The 16,242-nt window shown below is 71.6% G+C and carries 17 protein-coding genes and 1 pseudogene; 12 read left to right on the plus strand and 6 right to left on the minus strand.

What is annotated here, in order from left to right:
• Positions 1–16: 16 nt before the first annotated feature.
• The 3 genes and pseudogenes from ACGF5T_RS03760 to ACGF5T_RS03770 all read left to right on the plus strand — a co-directional run.
• Complete coding sequence (locus tag ACGF5T_RS03760) at positions 17–1,240, plus strand: acetyl-CoA C-acetyltransferase (RefSeq protein ID WP_366766161.1); 1,224 nt, start codon at positions 17–19, stop codon at positions 1,238–1,240.
• Between the two features lie 48 nt (positions 1,241–1,288).
• Positions 1,289–2,245, plus strand: a complete 957-nt coding sequence (gene meaB, locus ACGF5T_RS03765; RefSeq protein ID WP_356604644.1) for a methylmalonyl Co-A mutase-associated GTPase MeaB — start codon at positions 1,289–1,291, stop codon at positions 2,243–2,245.
• A 164-nt stretch (positions 2,246–2,409) separates the two neighbouring features.
• Positions 2,410–3,703: pseudogene (locus tag ACGF5T_RS03770) on the plus strand (MFS transporter); the annotation flags it as partial.
• Here the strand turns inward: ACGF5T_RS03770 and ACGF5T_RS03775 are convergent.
• The gene (locus ACGF5T_RS03775; protein WP_366766162.1) at positions 3,649–4,368 is read right to left on the minus strand and encodes a PepSY domain-containing protein; all 720 of its coding nucleotides are present in this window, start codon (positions 4,366–4,368) and stop codon (positions 3,649–3,651) included. The pseudogene ACGF5T_RS03770 and the gene ACGF5T_RS03775 sit on opposite strands and share 55 nt — an antisense overlap.
• A 132-nt stretch (positions 4,369–4,500) precedes the next feature.
• On the opposite strand from ACGF5T_RS03775, the gene ACGF5T_RS03780 reads away from it, so the two are divergent.
• Positions 4,501–5,169 (plus strand): response regulator transcription factor, encoded by a 669-nt coding sequence (locus ACGF5T_RS03780; protein WP_356604648.1) that lies wholly within the window; start codon positions 4,501–4,503, stop codon positions 5,167–5,169.
• Entirely contained in the window at positions 5,166–6,617 is a 1,452-nt protein-coding gene (locus tag ACGF5T_RS03785; protein WP_366766164.1) for a HAMP domain-containing sensor histidine kinase, read from the plus strand. Before ACGF5T_RS03780 ends, ACGF5T_RS03785 begins: the two co-directional genes overlap by 4 nt.
• Before the next feature lie 43 nt (positions 6,618–6,660).
• On the opposite strand, the gene ACGF5T_RS03790 is transcribed toward ACGF5T_RS03785, so the two are convergent.
• The 4 genes from ACGF5T_RS03790 to ACGF5T_RS03805 form a co-directional block, all read right to left on the minus strand.
• A complete protein-coding gene (locus ACGF5T_RS03790; RefSeq protein WP_356604652.1) occupies positions 6,661–7,137 on the minus strand; it encodes a MarR family transcriptional regulator in 477 nt (158 codons plus the stop codon).
• Positions 7,138–7,238: 101 nt separating this feature from the next.
• On the minus strand, positions 7,239–8,015 hold the full coding sequence (locus ACGF5T_RS03795) for an AIM24 family protein (protein ID WP_366766165.1): 777 nt from the start codon (positions 8,013–8,015) through the stop codon (positions 7,239–7,241).
• Positions 8,012–8,662: an AIM24 family protein gene (locus ACGF5T_RS03800; protein WP_356604656.1), complete on the minus strand. Its 651-nt coding sequence runs from the start codon at positions 8,660–8,662 to the stop codon at positions 8,012–8,014. Before ACGF5T_RS03800 ends, ACGF5T_RS03795 begins: the two co-directional genes overlap by 4 nt.
• A gap of 2 nt (positions 8,663–8,664) precedes the next feature.
• Entirely contained in the window at positions 8,665–9,297 is a 633-nt protein-coding gene (locus ACGF5T_RS03805) for an AIM24 family protein (RefSeq protein ID WP_053137225.1), read from the minus strand.
• Between the two features lie 197 nt (positions 9,298–9,494).
• On the opposite strand from ACGF5T_RS03805, the gene ACGF5T_RS03810 reads away from it, so the two are divergent.
• From ACGF5T_RS03810 to ACGF5T_RS03830, 5 genes are all read left to right on the plus strand, one after another.
• A complete protein-coding gene (locus tag ACGF5T_RS03810) occupies positions 9,495–9,839 on the plus strand; it encodes a DUF3817 domain-containing protein (RefSeq protein ID WP_356604660.1) in 345 nt (114 codons plus the stop codon).
• Entirely contained in the window at positions 9,836–10,129 is a 294-nt protein-coding gene (locus ACGF5T_RS03815) for an MTH1187 family thiamine-binding protein (protein WP_356604662.1), read from the plus strand. The genes ACGF5T_RS03810 and ACGF5T_RS03815 overlap by 4 nt, the downstream gene beginning before the upstream one ends.
• Before the next feature lie 77 nt (positions 10,130–10,206).
• Positions 10,207–10,716, plus strand: coding sequence for a MarR family transcriptional regulator (locus ACGF5T_RS03820; RefSeq protein WP_356604664.1), 510 nt, complete (start codon positions 10,207–10,209; stop codon positions 10,714–10,716).
• Between the two features lie 56 nt (positions 10,717–10,772).
• Complete coding sequence (locus ACGF5T_RS03825) at positions 10,773–11,114, plus strand: DUF3817 domain-containing protein (RefSeq protein WP_361016645.1); 342 nt, start codon at positions 10,773–10,775, stop codon at positions 11,112–11,114.
• A gap of 92 nt (positions 11,115–11,206) precedes the next feature.
• Positions 11,207–12,907 (plus strand): methylmalonyl-CoA mutase family protein, encoded by a 1,701-nt coding sequence (locus ACGF5T_RS03830; protein ID WP_356604668.1) that lies wholly within the window; start codon positions 11,207–11,209, stop codon positions 12,905–12,907.
• Between the two features lie 89 nt (positions 12,908–12,996).
• On the opposite strand, the gene ACGF5T_RS03835 is transcribed toward ACGF5T_RS03830, so the two are convergent.
• The gene (locus ACGF5T_RS03835; RefSeq protein ID WP_356604670.1) at positions 12,997–13,635 is read right to left on the minus strand and encodes a TetR/AcrR family transcriptional regulator; all 639 of its coding nucleotides are present in this window, start codon (positions 13,633–13,635) and stop codon (positions 12,997–12,999) included.
• Positions 13,636–13,871: 236 nt separating this feature from the next.
• Here ACGF5T_RS03835 and ACGF5T_RS03840 point away from each other — a divergent pair, with 236 nt between their 5' ends.
• Positions 13,872–14,846, plus strand: a complete 975-nt coding sequence (locus ACGF5T_RS03840) for a tetratricopeptide repeat protein (RefSeq protein WP_356604672.1) — start codon at positions 13,872–13,874, stop codon at positions 14,844–14,846.
• A gap of 653 nt (positions 14,847–15,499) precedes the next feature.
• Positions 15,500–16,132 carry a DUF6230 family protein gene (locus ACGF5T_RS03845; RefSeq protein WP_356604674.1) on the plus strand — a complete coding sequence of 211 codons (633 nt, stop codon included), beginning with the start codon at positions 15,500–15,502 and terminating at the stop codon, positions 16,130–16,132.
• Positions 16,133–16,242: the final 110 nt, after the last annotated feature.

Below are 16,242 nucleotides of genomic sequence, written 5' to 3' on the forward strand. Positions count from 1 at the left end.
AAGGGGATCGCAGCTCATGTCTTCTGGAACTCCCGGCACCTCTGGAACGAACGGCACGACCTCCGTCATCGTCGCGGGTGCCCGCACCCCGATGGGGCGGCTGCTCGGCTCCCTGAAGTCCTTCTCCGGGGCCGACCTCGGCGGCTTCGCCATCAAGGCCGCCCTCGACCGGGCGGGCATCACCGGCGACCAGGTCCAGTACGTGATCATGGGCCAGGTGCTCCAGGCCGGCGCCGGCCAGATCCCGGCCCGCCAGGCCGCCGTCAAGGCCGGCATCCCCATGAACGTCCCGGCGCTGACGGTCAACAAGGTCTGCCTCTCCGGCCTCGACGCCATCGCCCTCGCCGACCAGCTCATTCGCGCCGGTGAATTCGACGTGATCGTCGCCGGCGGCCAGGAGTCCATGACCAACGCCCCGCACCTGCTGCCGAAGTCCCGCGAGGGCTACAAGTACGGCGCGGTGCAGATGCTCGACGCCATGGCGCACGACGGCCTGACCGACTCCTTCGAGAACATCGCCATGGGCGAGTCGACGGAGAAGCACAACACCCGCCTCGGCATCGAGCGCGGCCCGCAGGACGAGATCGCCGCGCTCTCCCACCAGCGCGCCGCCGCCGCCCAGAAGAACGGTGTCTACGAGGCCGAGATCACCCCGGTCGAGATCCCGCAGCGCAAGGGCGACCCGGTCGTCTTCAGCCAGGACGAGGGCATCCGCGGCGACACCACCGCCGAGTCCCTCGGCAGGCTGCGCCCCGCGTTCTCCAAGGACGGCACGATCACCGCCGGCTCCTCCTCGCAGATCTCCGACGGGGCCGCGGCCGTGGTCGTGATGAGCAGGGACAAGGCCGAGGAACTGGGCCTGGAGTGGATCGCGGAGATCGGCGCGCACGGCAACGTCGCCGGGCCGGACAACTCTTTGCAGTCGCAGCCCTCCAACGCCATCCGGCACGCCCTGAAGAAGGAGGGGCTGGAGGTGGGCGACCTCGACCTGATCGAGATCAACGAGGCGTTCGCGGCCGTCGCCGTGCAGTCAATGAAGGATCTCGGCGTCTCCACCGAAAAGGTGAACGTCAACGGTGGCGCCATCGCCCTGGGACACCCCATCGGCATGTCCGGTGCCCGGCTCGTGCTGCACCTGGCCCTGGAACTGAAGCGGCGCGGTGGCGGGACCGGCGCGGCGGCGCTGTGCGGCGGCGGCGGTCAGGGCGACGCGCTGATCGTCCGGGTGCCGAAGGCCTGAGTGCCGCCCGGCACGACCACTGACGGAACGTAGCTGAACGGAGCTGTGATGCAGGACGTCTCCTCGCTGGTGGCCCAGGCCAGAGAAGGCCGGCCGCGGGCCGTGGCCCGGCTGATCTCGCTGGTGGAGGGGGCGTCCCCGCAGCTCAGGGAGGTCATGGCAACGCTCGCACCGCTCACCGGCGGAGCGTACGTGGTCGGTCTGACCGGCTCGCCGGGCGTCGGCAAGTCCACCTCCACCTCGGCGCTGGTGACGGCGTACCGCAAGCAGGGCAAGCGGGTCGGCGTGCTCGCCGTCGACCCGTCCTCCCCCTTCTCCGGGGGCGCCCTGCTCGGCGACCGGGTCCGGATGTCGGAGCACGCCTCCGACCCGGGCGTCTACATCCGCTCGATGGCGACCCGCGGCCACCTCGGCGGTCTCGCGTGGGCCGCCCCGCAGGCCATCCGCGTCCTCGACGCGGCCGGCTGCGACGTGATCCTGGTCGAGACGGTCGGCGTCGGCCAGTCGGAGGTCGAGATCGCCTCCCAGGCCGACACCTCCGTCGTCCTCCTCGCCCCGGGCATGGGCGACGGCATCCAGGCCGCCAAGGCCGGCATCCTGGAGATCGGCGACGTCTACGTCGTCAACAAGGCCGACCGCGACGGCGCCGACGCGACCGCCCGCGAGCTGAACCACATGCTCGGCCTCGGCGAGTCCCGCGGCCCGGGCGACTGGCGCCCGCCGATCGTCAAGACGGTCGCCGCGCGCGCCGAGGGCGTCGACGAGGTCGTCGAGGCGCTGGAGAAGCACCGAGCCTGGATGGAGGAACGGGACGTCCTGGCCGAGCGCCGCCGGGCCCGCGCCGCCCGCGAGGTCGAGACGATCGCCGTCACCACCCTGCGCGAGCGCATCGGCGACCTGCACGGCGACCGCCGCCTCGGCGCCCTCGCGGAGCGCATCGTGGCCGGCGAACTGGACCCGTACCGTGCGGCGGACGAACTGGTGGCGGGCCTGACGACCGGCTGAGGCCGGTGTCCGGGAAATTCCGGTGCGGTGGCGGAGCCGCGCCGGTACGTTGACTCCCGTGTTCCTCCTCTTGGCCTAGGGCCCGCCCCGCACGCGACCGCCGCTGACCGGCCGTCGCGTGCCTCGGCGTCCCCCTTTTCGCCCCTCCCTGAGGAACCTCTCGCATGTCCACGCACCCCGTGCGGCCCTCGTACGCCGCCGTCCTCCGCGTCCCCCATGCCTGCCGCACCTTCGTGGCCGCCCTCGTCGGCCGGCTGTCGTACGGCACGGTCTCCCTCGCGCTGATGCTCTCCCTGACCCGGTCCACCGGGTCGTACGCCGTGGCCGGCACGGTCATGGCCCTCTTCGGCGCCACGGGCGTCCTACTGTCCCCCTACCGTGCCGCCCTCGTCGACCGGCACGGCCCGCGACGGGCCCTGCTCCCGATGGCGCTGCTGTACGCCGCCCTGCTCTGCGTGCTGGCGGCGGCGTGCCGGCGGCCGGGCACACCGGCGTCCCTCCTCGCGGTGACCGCTGCGTGCGCGGGCGCCTGTACGCCCCCGCTCGGCCCCGCGATGCGTGCGGTGTGGGCCGGGATGCTCCCCGACCGCGCCATGGTGCAGCGCGCCTACAGCCTGGACGGCGTCGCCGAGGAACTGCTCTTCGTCTCCGGCCCGCTGCTGGTGGGTCTGGTGATCGGCGTCGCCCCGCCGGCCGCCGGCATCCTGCTCAGCGCGTTGCTGGTGGCCGTGGGCACCCTCGCGTTCGTCACGTCGCCGGCGGCAGGCCTGCTCCGTCCGGTGGAGCGGCCGAAGGACGGCGCCCCGGCGGCCGGGAGGGACCGCACCGGACAGTGGCGGTCCCTGCGGCAACCCGTCCTCGTCGCGGCGGGTCGGCGTCTCGGTCAGCGCCGTCGACCTCCTCGTCGTCGCCTTCGCCGGGCAGCGCGGCCTGGGCGGCGGCACCGTCGCCTGGGCGCTCGCGGCGCTGTCGGCGGGCAGCGCGGTCGGCGGCCTGCTGAACGGTGCCGTCGACTGGAAGTCGTCCGCCCGGGCCCGGCTGCCGTTCCTCACCGCGGGCCTCGGACTGTGCCTGGCCGCGGCGGGACTCGCTCCCGGCGTCGGCACGCTGGTCGCGGCCGTCGCCTGCGCGGGCCTGTTCGTGGCTCCGGCGCTGACGACGGCGTACCTGATCGCCGACGAGGGCGCGGCGCCCGGCTTCCGTACCAGGGCCGGGGCCTGGTGCAACACGGCCGTGAACGCCGGAATGTCCGCGGGCGCCGGCGCGGTGGGCCTGCTGGTGGAACGGCTGCCGCTGCCGGTGTGCTTCGCGGTGTCCGGCGCGGTCGCCGTGGCGGCGGCGCTGGTGCCGGGGCGCCGCCGCGTCCGCTCGGCCCGAGCGGCCGGGGCGGCCGGGGCGGCCGCTCAGTCGTTGTCGGAACCGGTGTCGTCGGAACCGTCGTCGTCGGAGCGCGAGTCGTGCGAGCGGTCCGCCGTGACCTTGCCGGTCCTCGGGTCGACGCGCCAGTCCCGCTCGTCGTCGCCCGAGGAGCGGGTCTCGACCTCCCAGGCGATCTCGCCGTCGCCGTAGTGGCCGTCCTCGTCCAGCTCCACGCCGGTCACGGTGCCGTGGCCGGCCGCCGCCCGCGCCGCCTCGGCGGCGTCCACGGACGTGCCCTTCAGGGCGGCCCGCACCTGGTCGGTGTCGTCGGCATCGTCGGCGTCGTCCTTCTCGGAGCCGAGGACCTTGCCGGAGGCCGGGTCGATCCGGACGCTGTGCCAGGTGCCGTCGCCGGAGAGGATGTCGACCTCCCAGGCGGCGCGCTCGCCGTCGTCGCCGTCGTCCTCGTCGTCCAGTTCGGCGGAGACGGCGGTGCCCGGTGCCTTCTTCAGCGCGGCGGCGAGGGCGTCGGCCGCCGTCACCTTCACGGAGGCGGCGCGGTCGGCGTCAGCGCCGTCGTCAGCACGGTCGTCGTCGCGGCCGTCGGCGTCGTCGTCCCTGTCGTCGGACGAGGCGCCCTTCACGTCCGCCTGACGCGACGTCGTCCCCGGGTCGTCCTCGCCCGAGGTGGCCAGGGCCGTCGCCGTACCGCCTCCGATCAGTGCGGCGGCGGTGACGGCGGCGATCACGATGTTGCGCTTCATGCGGTTCCTCCCGAGTCGTGCACGGTCGTCGAGCAGCTGTGCCGTCGACGCCTTCACTGTCCGGGACGGACGCTGAGGCCAGGCTGAAGCCGCCTGAAGGGATCTTCAGCTTCCCTTTGCCACTCTTGGTGCATGCACCTGTTGATCGTGGAGGACGAGAAGCGTCTCGCCGTGTCGCTCGCCAAGGGCCTCACCGCCGAGGGCTACGCCGTGGACGTCGTCCACGACGGTCTGGAGGGCCTGCACCGGGCCGGCGAGGGCGGATACGACCTCGTCATCCTCGACATCATGCTCCCCGGCCTCAACGGCTACCGCGTCTGCGCCGCCCTGCGCGCCGCCGGCCACGACGTGCCGATCCTGATGCTCACCGCCAAGGACGGCGAGTACGACGAGGCCGAGGGACTGGACACGGGTGCGGACGACTACCTCACCAAGCCCTTCTCCTACGTCGTCCTCGTCGCCCGGGTGAAGGCCCTGCTGCGGCGGCGGGCCCAGGGCGTCGGGGCGTCACCCGTGCACGTCCACGGGGAGCTGAAGGTCGACACCGCGGCCCGGCGGGTCTTCCTGGGCGAGCGGGAAGTCACCCTGACCGCGAAGGAGTTCGCCGTCCTGGAGCAGCTGGTGGTGCGGGCCGGACAGGTCGTGTCCAAGGCGGAGATCCTGGAACACGTCTGGGACTTCGCCTACGACGGCGACCCCAACATCGTCGAGGTGTACGTCAGCGCCCTGCGGCGCAAGCTCGGCGCCGCCCTCATCCGGACCGTGCGCGGCGCCGGTTACCGGCTGGAGGGCGAGCGATGAGCCGGCTCCTCGGCTCGGTGCGGGCCCGGGCCACGCTCGGCGCCACCCTCGTGGTCGCCGTCGCCCTCGTCGCGGCCGGCACCGCCGTCCTGCTGTCCCTGCGCTCCAACCTGCTCGGCGAGGCCGGCACCCAGGCGGAACGCTCCGCGCGGGAGGTCGCCACCGAGCTGGCCGTCGGGACGCCGTACGGCGATCTGTCGCTGGACGTCGACGACCGTCCGGTGCAGATCGTGGACGAGGACGGCACCCTGGTCGCCGCGAGCGAGGACCTGGAGCGGATCAGCGGCACCAGCGTCGGTGCCGTGCAGCCGCAGCCGCAGCCGCAGCCGACCGTGACCGGTGACCAGGACGGCGACGACAGCGGCGACGAGGGCGGCGACGCGGACGACGACTCCGGCGAGCCGCTGGAACCCGGTGAGATCGGGGAGCGGACCACCGTCAGCGACGGCTCGGCGACGATCGACGGCGACCCGGAGGACTACCGCTTCGCCGCCGTGCCCGTCGAGACCCCGGAGCAGGGCCGCCTCACCGTCTGGGCGGGCGCCCCGCTGTCGGCCGAACACGGCGCCGTGAACACCGCCCTGACCGTCATGCTGATCGGCTTCCCGCTGCTGCTCGCGGTCGTCGGGTGGGTGACCTGGATGGTCACCGGACGCGCCCTGCGCCCGGTGGAGGGCATCCGCCGGGAGATGGCCGCGATCACCGCCAGCGAGGACCTGGCGCGCCGCGTGCCGGTGCCGGGCACGCACGACGAGGTCGCCCGGCTCGCCTCGACCACCAACGAGACGCTGTCCGCCCTGGAGGCCTCGGTGGACCGGCAGCGGCGCTTCGTCGCCGACGCCTCGCACGAGCTGCGCAGCCCCATCGCCTCGCTGCGCACCCAGCTGGAGGTGGCCGCCGCCCACCCGGAGCTGCTCGACCTCGACGGCGCCGTGGAGGACACGGTGCGGTTGCAGCGGCTCGCCGCCGACCTGCTGCTGCTGGCCCGGCTGGACGCGGGGGAGCGGCCCGCCGACGCCCGTGTCGACCTCGCGGCACTCGCGCGGGAGGAGGCCGGGGGGCGGGCCGGCGTCAGCGTGCGGGCCGGGGGTGCGGGCGACGTGACGGTGGCCGGGTCGCGGGGGCAGCTGGGGCGGGTGCTGGCCAACCTGCTCGACAACGCCCAGCGGCACGCCCGCTCCGCGGTGGAGGTCTCCGTGCGGCGGGACGGTGAGCTGGCCGTGCTCGCGGTGGCCGACGACGGGGAGGGCGTGCCGGCGGCCGACCGGGAGCGGATCTTCGAGAGGTTCGTACGGCTCGACGCCGCCCGCAGCCGCGACGACGGCGGGGCCGGACTGGGGCTGGCCATCGCCCGCGACGTCGCCGTGCGGCACGGTGGCACGCTCACGGTCCACGACGCACCGGCAGGCGGCGCCCTGTTCGAGCTCCGCCTGCCGGGTGCCGCCTAGGCCTGGTCCCGCACGGTCCTCGGGGACCTGGCCGGGTGTGCGGTCAGGTGCGTCCCCGCTGCCCGCGCAGGTGCTCCGCGATGGGCCGGAGCGCCTTGTCCAGCTCCGTCAGCGCCTCGGGTGCCAGCAGGTCGATGAAGTGCCGGCGCACCGATGCCACGTGGTGCGGCGCGACCTTGCGCATCGTCTCCAGGCCGTGCGGCGTGAGGACGGCGTAGAGCCCCCGGCGGTCGGACTCGCAGTTCTCCCTCCGCACCAGGTCCGCGTTCTCCATGCGGGTGATCTGGTGGGAGAGGCGGCTCTTGGACTGCATCGTGGCCGTGGCCAGGTCGCTCATCCGCATTCTGTCGCCCTCCGACTCGGAGAGGTTCACCAGAATCTCGTAGTCGTTCATCGTCAGGCCGAACGGCTGCAGGTCCTTCTCGAGCTGGTGCGTCAACAGCCTGTTGACCTCCAGGTGGGTGCGCCAGGCACACTGCTCCGTATCGGTCAGCCAGCGGGTGGCCGTCTCGGTCTCCATGAATGAAGTCTACCTAAAATGTTGAAAGGCGAACTAGTGAAGGGGTCTCCGTGACGGTGACGGTGCGCACGCGTTCGATGTCACACTCCGCAGATTACCGCTCACAGCCCGAAGCGGCGCTGGAGGTCCCCCAGCTGTCCGGGAAGCCCCGGTACCCCGGACCGGCCGCCCGGCGCCCCGGACGCCCCGCCGCCGGGCACCCCCGCCTGCTGCGGAGTGGCACCCGTGGCCTGCTCCGCCATCAGCGCCTCGCTCGACTGCAGCAGTACCGTCCCCGCCCCCACGAACTCGAACTGGTGCTCCTCGCCGGACGCGCCGCCGAGGCCCGTCATCGCACGTAGACCGCCCATCAGGCCGGTCATGTACCCGTGATCGTAGTGATGGCACGGCGACGGGCAGTCGGCCCACCCGACCAGGGCCTGGGGGTCGACCCGGATCGGCGGTTCCATGAACACCACCGGACCGTTCGACGCGGCCACGAACTTTCCGGTTCCGATCAGCGTCAGGAAACCCGGCACGATCGACTGCTTGAGGGCGAGAGTTGGCTGAAAAGCGAGCAAGTTGCCCGAGCGAATGGTCAGGTTGCCCTCTTCGAGGTCGAAGGAATTCACGTCGAAGGCCCGGTCGGCGAGGAGCATCTTGCCCGAGCCCTCGGCCACGACCCAGTCGCTCGCGTGCAGAGGCGAATGGAAGGAAGTGCGCACCAGCCGGTCCAGCCGGCCGTGCCCGATCCCGTTGAAGTCGATCGTCCCGTAGTAGGCGATCATCTTCCCCTTCTGCAGGAACCACTGACCGCCCTTGAGCTCCACGCAGAAGGTGTAGGCGTTGACGTTGTCATCGGCCGGCAGCGTCGCCGGGTCGTGGTGAACCGTGCTCACAGCTTCTCCTCGGACGCCTGGACGAACACCGTGCCGCTGCCGCTCAGCTCCAGCTGGAACGCCTCGCCGGAGCCGCGCCCCACCATGTCCCGCCAGCCCATCGCCGTGGACAGCCTGTTGCGGACGTCGCCGTGGTGGGCGACGTACGCCTGCGGGTCGACACGCACCGGCCGCTGCGGGGTGACGGGGATCTCGAAGACGCCCCCGTGGGCCATCACCGCCACGGAGCCGTGCCCCTTGAGGGTGGTCGTGAACAGTCCTTGTCCGCTGACCTGGCCGCGCACCATGCCCATGACCCCGCCCTGCGCGCCCAGGAACACCGTGCCCTGCTCCAGGGTGCCCTCGAAGGCGAGGAGGCGGTCCGCCTCGACGTACAGCGTGTCCCCGGCCAGGCCGATCACCTGGACGTGGTGGCCGCCGTGCCCGAAGAGCACCGTGCCGCTGCCCTCGACCGTCATCAGCGGGGTGTCCTCGTTCGCCACCCGGCGGCCGATCATCGACATGACGCCCCCCTGGCCGCCCCGCAGGTTCGGGGTGAAGGTCACGTCGCCCTGGTACGCGAGCATCGCGCCGCGCTGACTGAACAGCCGCTGTCCGGGTGCGACGGTCGCCCGCACCATCTTGGAGTTGATCTCCTGGAAGGCCATGGTCAGACATCCCCCGCGATCGTGTTCCGCTCGCTCGGCTGCACGTAGACCAGTCCGTCGCCCTCGAAGCGGATCTGGAAGGCCTCCCCGCCGCCCTCGCCGAACAGCGTGCGGAACGTCACACCCGACTGGAAGGACTGCCGCAGGTTCCCCTGGTGCGCGACGTAGGCGCCCGGGTCGACGGTCAGCGGGTACTGCGCGCTGACCCGCAGCACCACCGGCGTGCCGTCCGACATGATCGCCGCCTGCCCGTGCCCCTCGACGGTCGTGGTGAACAGCCCGTTGCCCTGCGAGGCACCGCGCGCCCCGGTGAAGCTGGTGCCGGTGCGCAGCCCGGCGTCGGCCGCCAAAAAGTTGCTCGACTCGACGTACAGCGTGTCGCCCTGGAGACCCACGAGGGTGATCTCCGACGCCCGGTCCGCGAACCAGCAGGTCCCGTGCCCCTTCACCTCCATCACCGTCATCTGCTCACCGGTGATCCGCCGGGTCACCATCCCCCGGATCCCCTCACCGCCGCCGCTGAGTTTCTTGAAGGCCATCTCCCCGTCGTACGCGACCATCGAGCCGTTCTTCGCCTTCACGGCGTCTCCGGTCATGTCGACGGCGAGGACCTTGCTGCCTTGAAGTCGGAACATCGCCACAAATGGGAAGGTAGCCCGCCGGACGGGCCCGCCGACAGGTCCCACGGGAGGAGATGTCCCCGCCGCCGACCCCCTCACCCGGGCGCGTCGAGGGTTTGCCACAATGGACACGCGCTTGTGCGCCCGTTCACAAGACGTACGGCCCAGTCCAGCTCGTCGACGTCCGATGTCTCTCCCACCGAAGGTGACCCGTGGACCTCAAGACCGCCTCCGCCCTCCGCCGCCTCCGCCTGGTCTCCGGCCCCGAGGCGATCTCGTTCCTGCTCCTGCTGGTCTGCTCCGTGCTGAAGCGGACCACCGACTTCAACGCGGTGCCCGTGATGGGCGCGGTCCACGGCTTCCTCTTCGTCCTGTACGTGCTCTTCTGGGCGGACGCCTGGAACCGCGCCAAGTGGTCCCTCGGTACCGCCGCCTTCTACTTCGTCATGTCGGTCCTGCCGACCGGCGGCTTCTTCGCCGAGCGCAGGCTCAAGCGCGAGGCCGAGAGCGCGGTCATCGCCTCCCGCGCCCGCCGCGAAGGGGTCGTGGGCGCATGATCGTCGCCTTCTCCGTGACCCCGCTCGGCGTCGGCGAGGACGTGGGGGAGTACGTCGCCGACGCCGTCCGGGTGGTCCGCGAGTCGGGCCTGCCGCACCGCACCGACGCGATGTTCACGTCCGTCGAGGGCGAGTGGGACGAGGTCATGGACGTCGTCCGGCGGGCCGTCGCCGCCGTCGAGGCACGGGCCCCGCGCGTGTCCCTGGTCCTCAAGGCGGACATCCGCCCCGGCGTGACGGACGGCCTCACGTCGAAGGTGGACACCGTCGAACGGCACCTCGCCGAGTAGCCGTGGGCCGCGGGCGGTGGTATCGAAAGGCGAGACGCGGCTGACCGGCATGTGACCGGCCGGTAAGGTCTGATGCCGTGCCGAAGCCCCTGAGTCTCTCGTTCGACCCCATCGCCCGTGCCGACGAACACTGGAAGCAGCGCTGGGGCGGCGTGCCTTCGATGTCCGCCATCACGTCGATCATGCGGGCGCACCAGATCCTGCTGGCCGAGGTCGACGCCGTGGTCAAGCCGTACGAGCTGACCTTCGCGCGCTACGAGGCGCTGGTGCTGCTCACCTTCTCCAAGTCGGGCGAGCTGCCGATGTCCAAGATCGGCGAGCGGCTCATGGTGCACCCCACCTCGGTGACCAACACCGTCGACCGGCTGGTGAGGTCCGGTCTGGTCGCCCGGCGCCCCAACCCCAACGACGGCCGGGGCACCCTCGCCACCATCACCGACAAGGGCCGCGAAGTGGTCGAGGCGGCCACCCGCGACCTCATGGCGATGGACTTCGGCCTGGGCGCGTACGACGCCGAGGAGTGCGGCGAGATCTTCGCGATGCTCAGGCCGCTGCGGATCGCCGCCGGGGACTTCGAAGAGGCCTGAGCGCGTCGCCGGGCCCGCCCGAAGATCGCGTGAAACGGACGGTTACGCTCGTACGCATGAAAAAGAGCGTGCTGACCCGCTACCGGGTCATGGCGTACGTCACCGGTGTGCTGCTGATCCTGCTCTGTCTCGGCATGATCGCCAAGTACCTGCTGGACATGGACGGTGCCGCCGACTTCACCCGCATCGTCAGCATCGCGCACGGCTGGCTGTACGTCGTCTACCTCGTCTTCGCCTTCGACCTCGGCGCCAAGGCGAAGTGGAAGGTCAGCAAGCAGCTGTGGGTGCTGCTGGCCGGGACGATCCCGACCGCCGCCTTCTTCGTGGAGCGCCGGATCAGCCAGGAGCTGGACACCAAGGTCGCCGCGGCCGAGGCGCCCGCGCCCGCGAAGGCCTAGCCGGCTCCGTCAGCCCCTCCCACCGCCGTACGGACACCCGTACGGCGGTAACCCATCGACATTTACTTGGACGTCCTAGTAAATTCGGGGGTATGGACGCTGACGCCATAGAGGAAGGCCGCCTTCGCTGGCAGGCCCGGTACGACGCGGCGCGCAAGCGCGACGCTGACTTCACCACGCTCTCCGGTGATCCCGTGGAGCCCGTGTACGGGCCCCGGCCCGGGGACGCGTACGAGGGCTTCGAGCGGATCGGCTGGCCGGGGGAGTACCCCTTCACCCGCGGCCTGCACCCCACGGGCTACCGGGGGCGCACGTGGACCATCCGGCAGTTCGCCGGGTTCGGCAACGCCGAGCAGACCAACGAGCGCTACAAGATGATCCTCCGCAACGGCGGCGGCGGCCTCTCGGTCGCCTTCGACATGCCGACGCTGATGGGCCGCGACTCCGACGACCCGCGCTCGCTCGGCGAGGTCGGGCACTGCGGCGTGGCCATCGACTCGGCCGCCGACATGGAGGTGCTGTTCCGGGACATCCCGCTCGGTGACGTGACGACCTCCATGACGATCAGCGGGCCGGCCGTGCCCGTGTTCTGCATGTACCTGGTCGCCGCCGAGCGGCAGGGCGTGGACGCCTCCGTCCTCAACGGCACGCTCCAGACGGACATCTTCAAGGAGTACATCGCCCAGAAGGAGTGGCTCTTCCAGCCCGAGCCGCACCTGCGCCTGATCGGCGACCTGATGGAGTACTGCGCGGCCGGCATCCCCGCCTACAAGCCGCTCTCGGTCTCCGGGTACCACATCCGCGAGGCGGGCTCCACGGCCGCGCAGGAGCTGGCGTACACGCTCGCGGACGGCTTCGGGTACGTGGAGCTGGGGCTGTCGCGCGGTCTGGACGTCGACGTCTTCGCCCCCGGGCTCTCCTTCTTCTTCGACGCGCACCTCGACTTCTTCGAGGAGATCGCCAAGTTCCGCGCCGCCCGGCGCATCTGGGCCCGCTGGATGCGGGACGTGTACGGCGCGCGGACCGACAAGGCGCAGTGGCTGCGCTTCCACACGCAGACCGCGGGCGTCTCGCTCACCGCCCAGCAGCCGTACAACAACGTGGTGCGTACGGCCGTCGAGGCGCTGGCGGCGGTGCTCGGGGGCACCAACTCCCTGCACACCAACGCGCTCGACGAGACCCTCGCCCTGCCCAGTGAGCAGGCGGCGGAGATCGCCCTGCGCACCCAGCAGGTGCTGATGGAGGAGACCGGCGTCGCCAACGTCGCCGACCCGCTCGGCGGTTCCTGGTTCGTCGAGCAGCTGACGGACCGGATCGAGGCCGACGCCGAGAAGATCTTCGAGCAGATCAAGGAGCGGGGGCTGCGGGCCCACCCCGACGGGCGGCACCCGATCGGGCCGATCACCTCGGGCATCCTGCGCGGCATCGAGGACGGCTGGTTCACCGGCGAGATCGCCGAGTCCGCCTTCCGCTACCAGCAGTCCCTGGAGAAGGGCGACAAGAACGTCGTCGGCGTCAACGTCCACACCGGCTCCGTCACCGGCGACCTGGAGATCCTGCGGGTCAGCCACGAGGTGGAGCGCGAGCAGGTCCGGGCCCTGGGCGCACGCAAGGCGGCCCGCGACGACGCGGCCGTGCGCACCGCCCTCGACGGCATGCTGGCGGCGGCCCGTTCCGGCGGCAACATGATCGGACCGATGCTGGACGCGGTGCGCGCCGAGGCGACGCTCGGCGAGATCTGCGGAGTGCTGCGGGACGAGTGGGGCGTGTACACGGAGCCGCCCGGGTTCTAGGCGCCGGAGGCCGGTGCGGAGGTGTCCGGGGCCGTGTCCCCGGCCCGTCCCCCCTCCGCCCGGCCCGCCCCCTTCCGCCCGCTCTCGGCCTACGCCCGGGCTCCGTGCTGGGCCGGGGTGGAGGCGAGGCCCCACAGGAGCACCTGTGTGAAGCCCCGTACCCAGTCGTCGTCCGCCGGTTCCGCGCTGACCAGGGTCCGGTGCACCACCGCGCCCGCGACCACGTCGAAGATCAGGTCCACGGTGCGGGCCGCCTCGGCCGCGTCGGGCTCGGGCGGCAGCTCGCCCCTGGTCTGGGCGCGCGCCCGGCCCTCCAGGACCAGGCGCTTCTGGCGCTCGACGATCGACGTGCGGATGCGCTCGCGCAACGCGTCGTCGCGGGTGGACTCGGCGACCACCGCCATCAGGCCGCTCTTGGCCTCCGGGCGGGCCAGGATCGCCGCGAACTGGAGCACCACGCCCTCGATGTCGGCGGCCAGGGAGCCGCGGTCGGGGAGCCGGAGCTCGTCGAAGAGTTCGGCGACCGCGTCGACCACCAGTTCGTTCTTGCCGGCCCAGCGGCGATACAGCGTCGTCTTGGCAACCCCGGCCCGTGTCGCCACGTCTCCCAGGGTGAGCTTCGACCACCCCAGATCGACCAGGGCCGCCCGCGTCGCGGCCAGGATCGCGGTGTCCGCCGCGGCACTGCGCGGGCGCCCGGCACGGCCGGCGGGGGTGCTGCTTGGCATGCACCGACCTTAACCGGCGGGTAACGCGCGGCCGGCCGTGAGGCAGATCACGGAGACGGGGTGTTCCGACGGTCCGTCATGGCATTACGCTACGAGGCGTAGCGAAAGCACGGGTCCGACCCGTGCCCCAGCGACGACCACGGGCGTGGGGTGGGGACCCGGCGCCAACAGGACACATCGGGGCGGGCTTTCACGCCGCTTTTCACACACGCGCGAGTACGGGGGAGGATAGACCCATGCAGCCACGGAACATGTCCATGAGTGGGGTCGTCGACCTCGCCGCGGTGAAGGCGGCCCAGGAGGCCAAGGCGAAGGCGGAGCAGGCGCGCGCCGAGGCGGCCCGCCACGGGGGGACGGGGGCCGTCTCCCCGGCCGATCTCGTCATCGACGTCGACGAGGCCGGCTTCGAGAGTGAAGTACTGCAGCGGTCCACCGAGGTCCCGGTCGTCATCGACTTCTGGGCCGAGTGGTGCGAGCCCTGCAAGCAGTTGAGCCCGGTTCTGGAGCGGCTCGCCGTCGAGTACAACGGGCGCTTCCTCCTCGCCAAGATCGACGTCGACGCCAACCAGATGCTGATGCAGCAGTTCGGCGTCCAGGGCATCCCGGCCGTCTTCGCGGTCGTGGCCGGACAGGCGCTGCCGCTCTTCCAGGGCGCCGCCGGCGAGGCGCAGATCCGCCAGACCCTGGACCAGCTGGTGCAGGTCGCCGAGGAGCGTTTCGGCCTGACCGGTATCGCCGTCGACCCGGAGGCGGAGCCGGGAGCCCGTCCCGACGTCGCCGAGCGGCCGGCCGGTCCGCACGACGCGGCCCTGGAGGCCGCCGTGCGGGCGCTGGACGCGGGCGACCTGGCCGGAGCCGTCCAGGCGTACAAGAACGTGCTCGGTGAGGACCCGGGCAACACGGAGGCGAAACTGGGTCTCGCCCAGGCCGAGTTGCTCCAGCGCGTGCAGGACGCCGACCCGCAGAAGGTCCGCCAGGAGGCCGCCGACCAGCCCGGCGACGCCCGGGCGCAGATCGCCGCCGCCGACCTCGACCTGGTCGGGGGGCACGTGGAGGACGCCTTCGGGCGCCTCATCGACACGGTGCGCGTCACGGCCGGCGAGGAGCGGGACGCCGTACGGGTGCGGCTGCTGGAGCTGTTCGAGGTGGTCGGCGCCGACGATCCGCGGGTCGCCGCGGCACGCAGGGCGCTGGCCCGCGCCCTGTTCTGACGGGCGGTCCGGGCGTCGGTTCCAGGCCGATCGCCCGGTGTTCGTCCGCGTGATACCCGTGGGTAAGAGCTGTCGACGGGACGCCCATGCGGCCGCGTTTTGCCAAAACTTGGCAATCGCGGCCGCTGTTACTGCAAGTAAGTCAACGGCGTCGATCTGTCGGAATCTGTCCAGCGATCAATAGTTTTGTACCGCCCCTATGACGCACCCAGCGTCGCCGTTCGGGGCCGGTGCGTCGCCCCACGGTTATCCGCCCGTTACTAGCGAGTAACGAACCCCCTTGTGCCGACGGCGAGAATGCACCACGATCGGCGACGCTCGGTCCGTTCCCGTACCCCGAAAGCCAGTCGGGTCGCGGGGGTTCCTGGGTCCCCACCGAGCAGAGCCGGCAGCAGTGGTGCCGGCTCTTGGGCAGGGGGGTCTTCGTCCATCCGGCGAAGCCTGTCCAGCAGGGTTGTGCGTGATGCGTGTCAGGCGCGACCAGTGGTTGTCGCTCGGGGGTGATCGCCGGTGATTCGGGCGCGTTCGTACGTGCCGCCGAGCGCGGGCGCTCTCCTTCCCGAGGACGTAGCACTTCTCCCATCCCTGCCAGGCGAGTCTCCGCACCGGAGGCGGGCCGAGGCCAGGAGATGTACGTCCGAGAAGGAGGAAATATGGAGTCCCAGGTGCGTGGCGGGACCAGATGGAAGCGGTTCGCTGTGGTCATGGTGCCCAGCGTGGCCGCCACGGCTGCGATAGGCGTCGCGCTGGGGCAGGGTGCCCTGGCAGCGTCGTTCAGTGTCTCCGGTCAGTCGTTCAAGGTGACGGCGGAGCAGCTCGACGGTACGGGCTTCTCCCAGTACGGCGCCATCGACTCGGGTTACACGCTGAAGGGCGAGAAGACGGCTCACCCCGTCGCCGTCTCGGCGTTCAAGTCCGCGTCCATCAAGAACATGTGTCAGTCCGTGGTCACCCCGGACATTCCGCTGATCGGCTCGGTCAGCCTCATGCTCAAGGCGGGCGGCGGCAGCACCCCGGTCGAGGCCGAGAACCTGTACATCGACGTCGAGCAGCTCGAGGCCGATGCCACCTTCCGCGGCATCGACATCGGTGTGGCAGCCAAGGACGCCGTCAAGGGTCCCGGCATCAAGAAGGGCGACACCGCGAACCCCTACGGGTTCTCGCAGCAGGCCGACTCGGCCACGCTGAAGAACGTGAAGCAGACGGCGTGGGCCACCACCGCCGGAACCTTCAAGCTCAGCGGACTGAAGATGTCGCTGTCCAAGGGTGTCAAGGAGTGCTACTGAGCACCCCTTGACGGGCGGGGGAGCCACACCGGCGCCCCCGCCCGTCCCCTCTCCGGCCGCGCCTTCACCCGCGGCCCACATCTCCACCACAGCAAAGCCGTACCAGGGAG

The sequence above is a fragment of the Streptomyces sp. NPDC047853 genome (assembly GCF_043204535.1).
Taxonomy (GTDB): Bacteria; Actinomycetota; Actinomycetes; order Streptomycetales; family Streptomycetaceae; genus Streptomyces.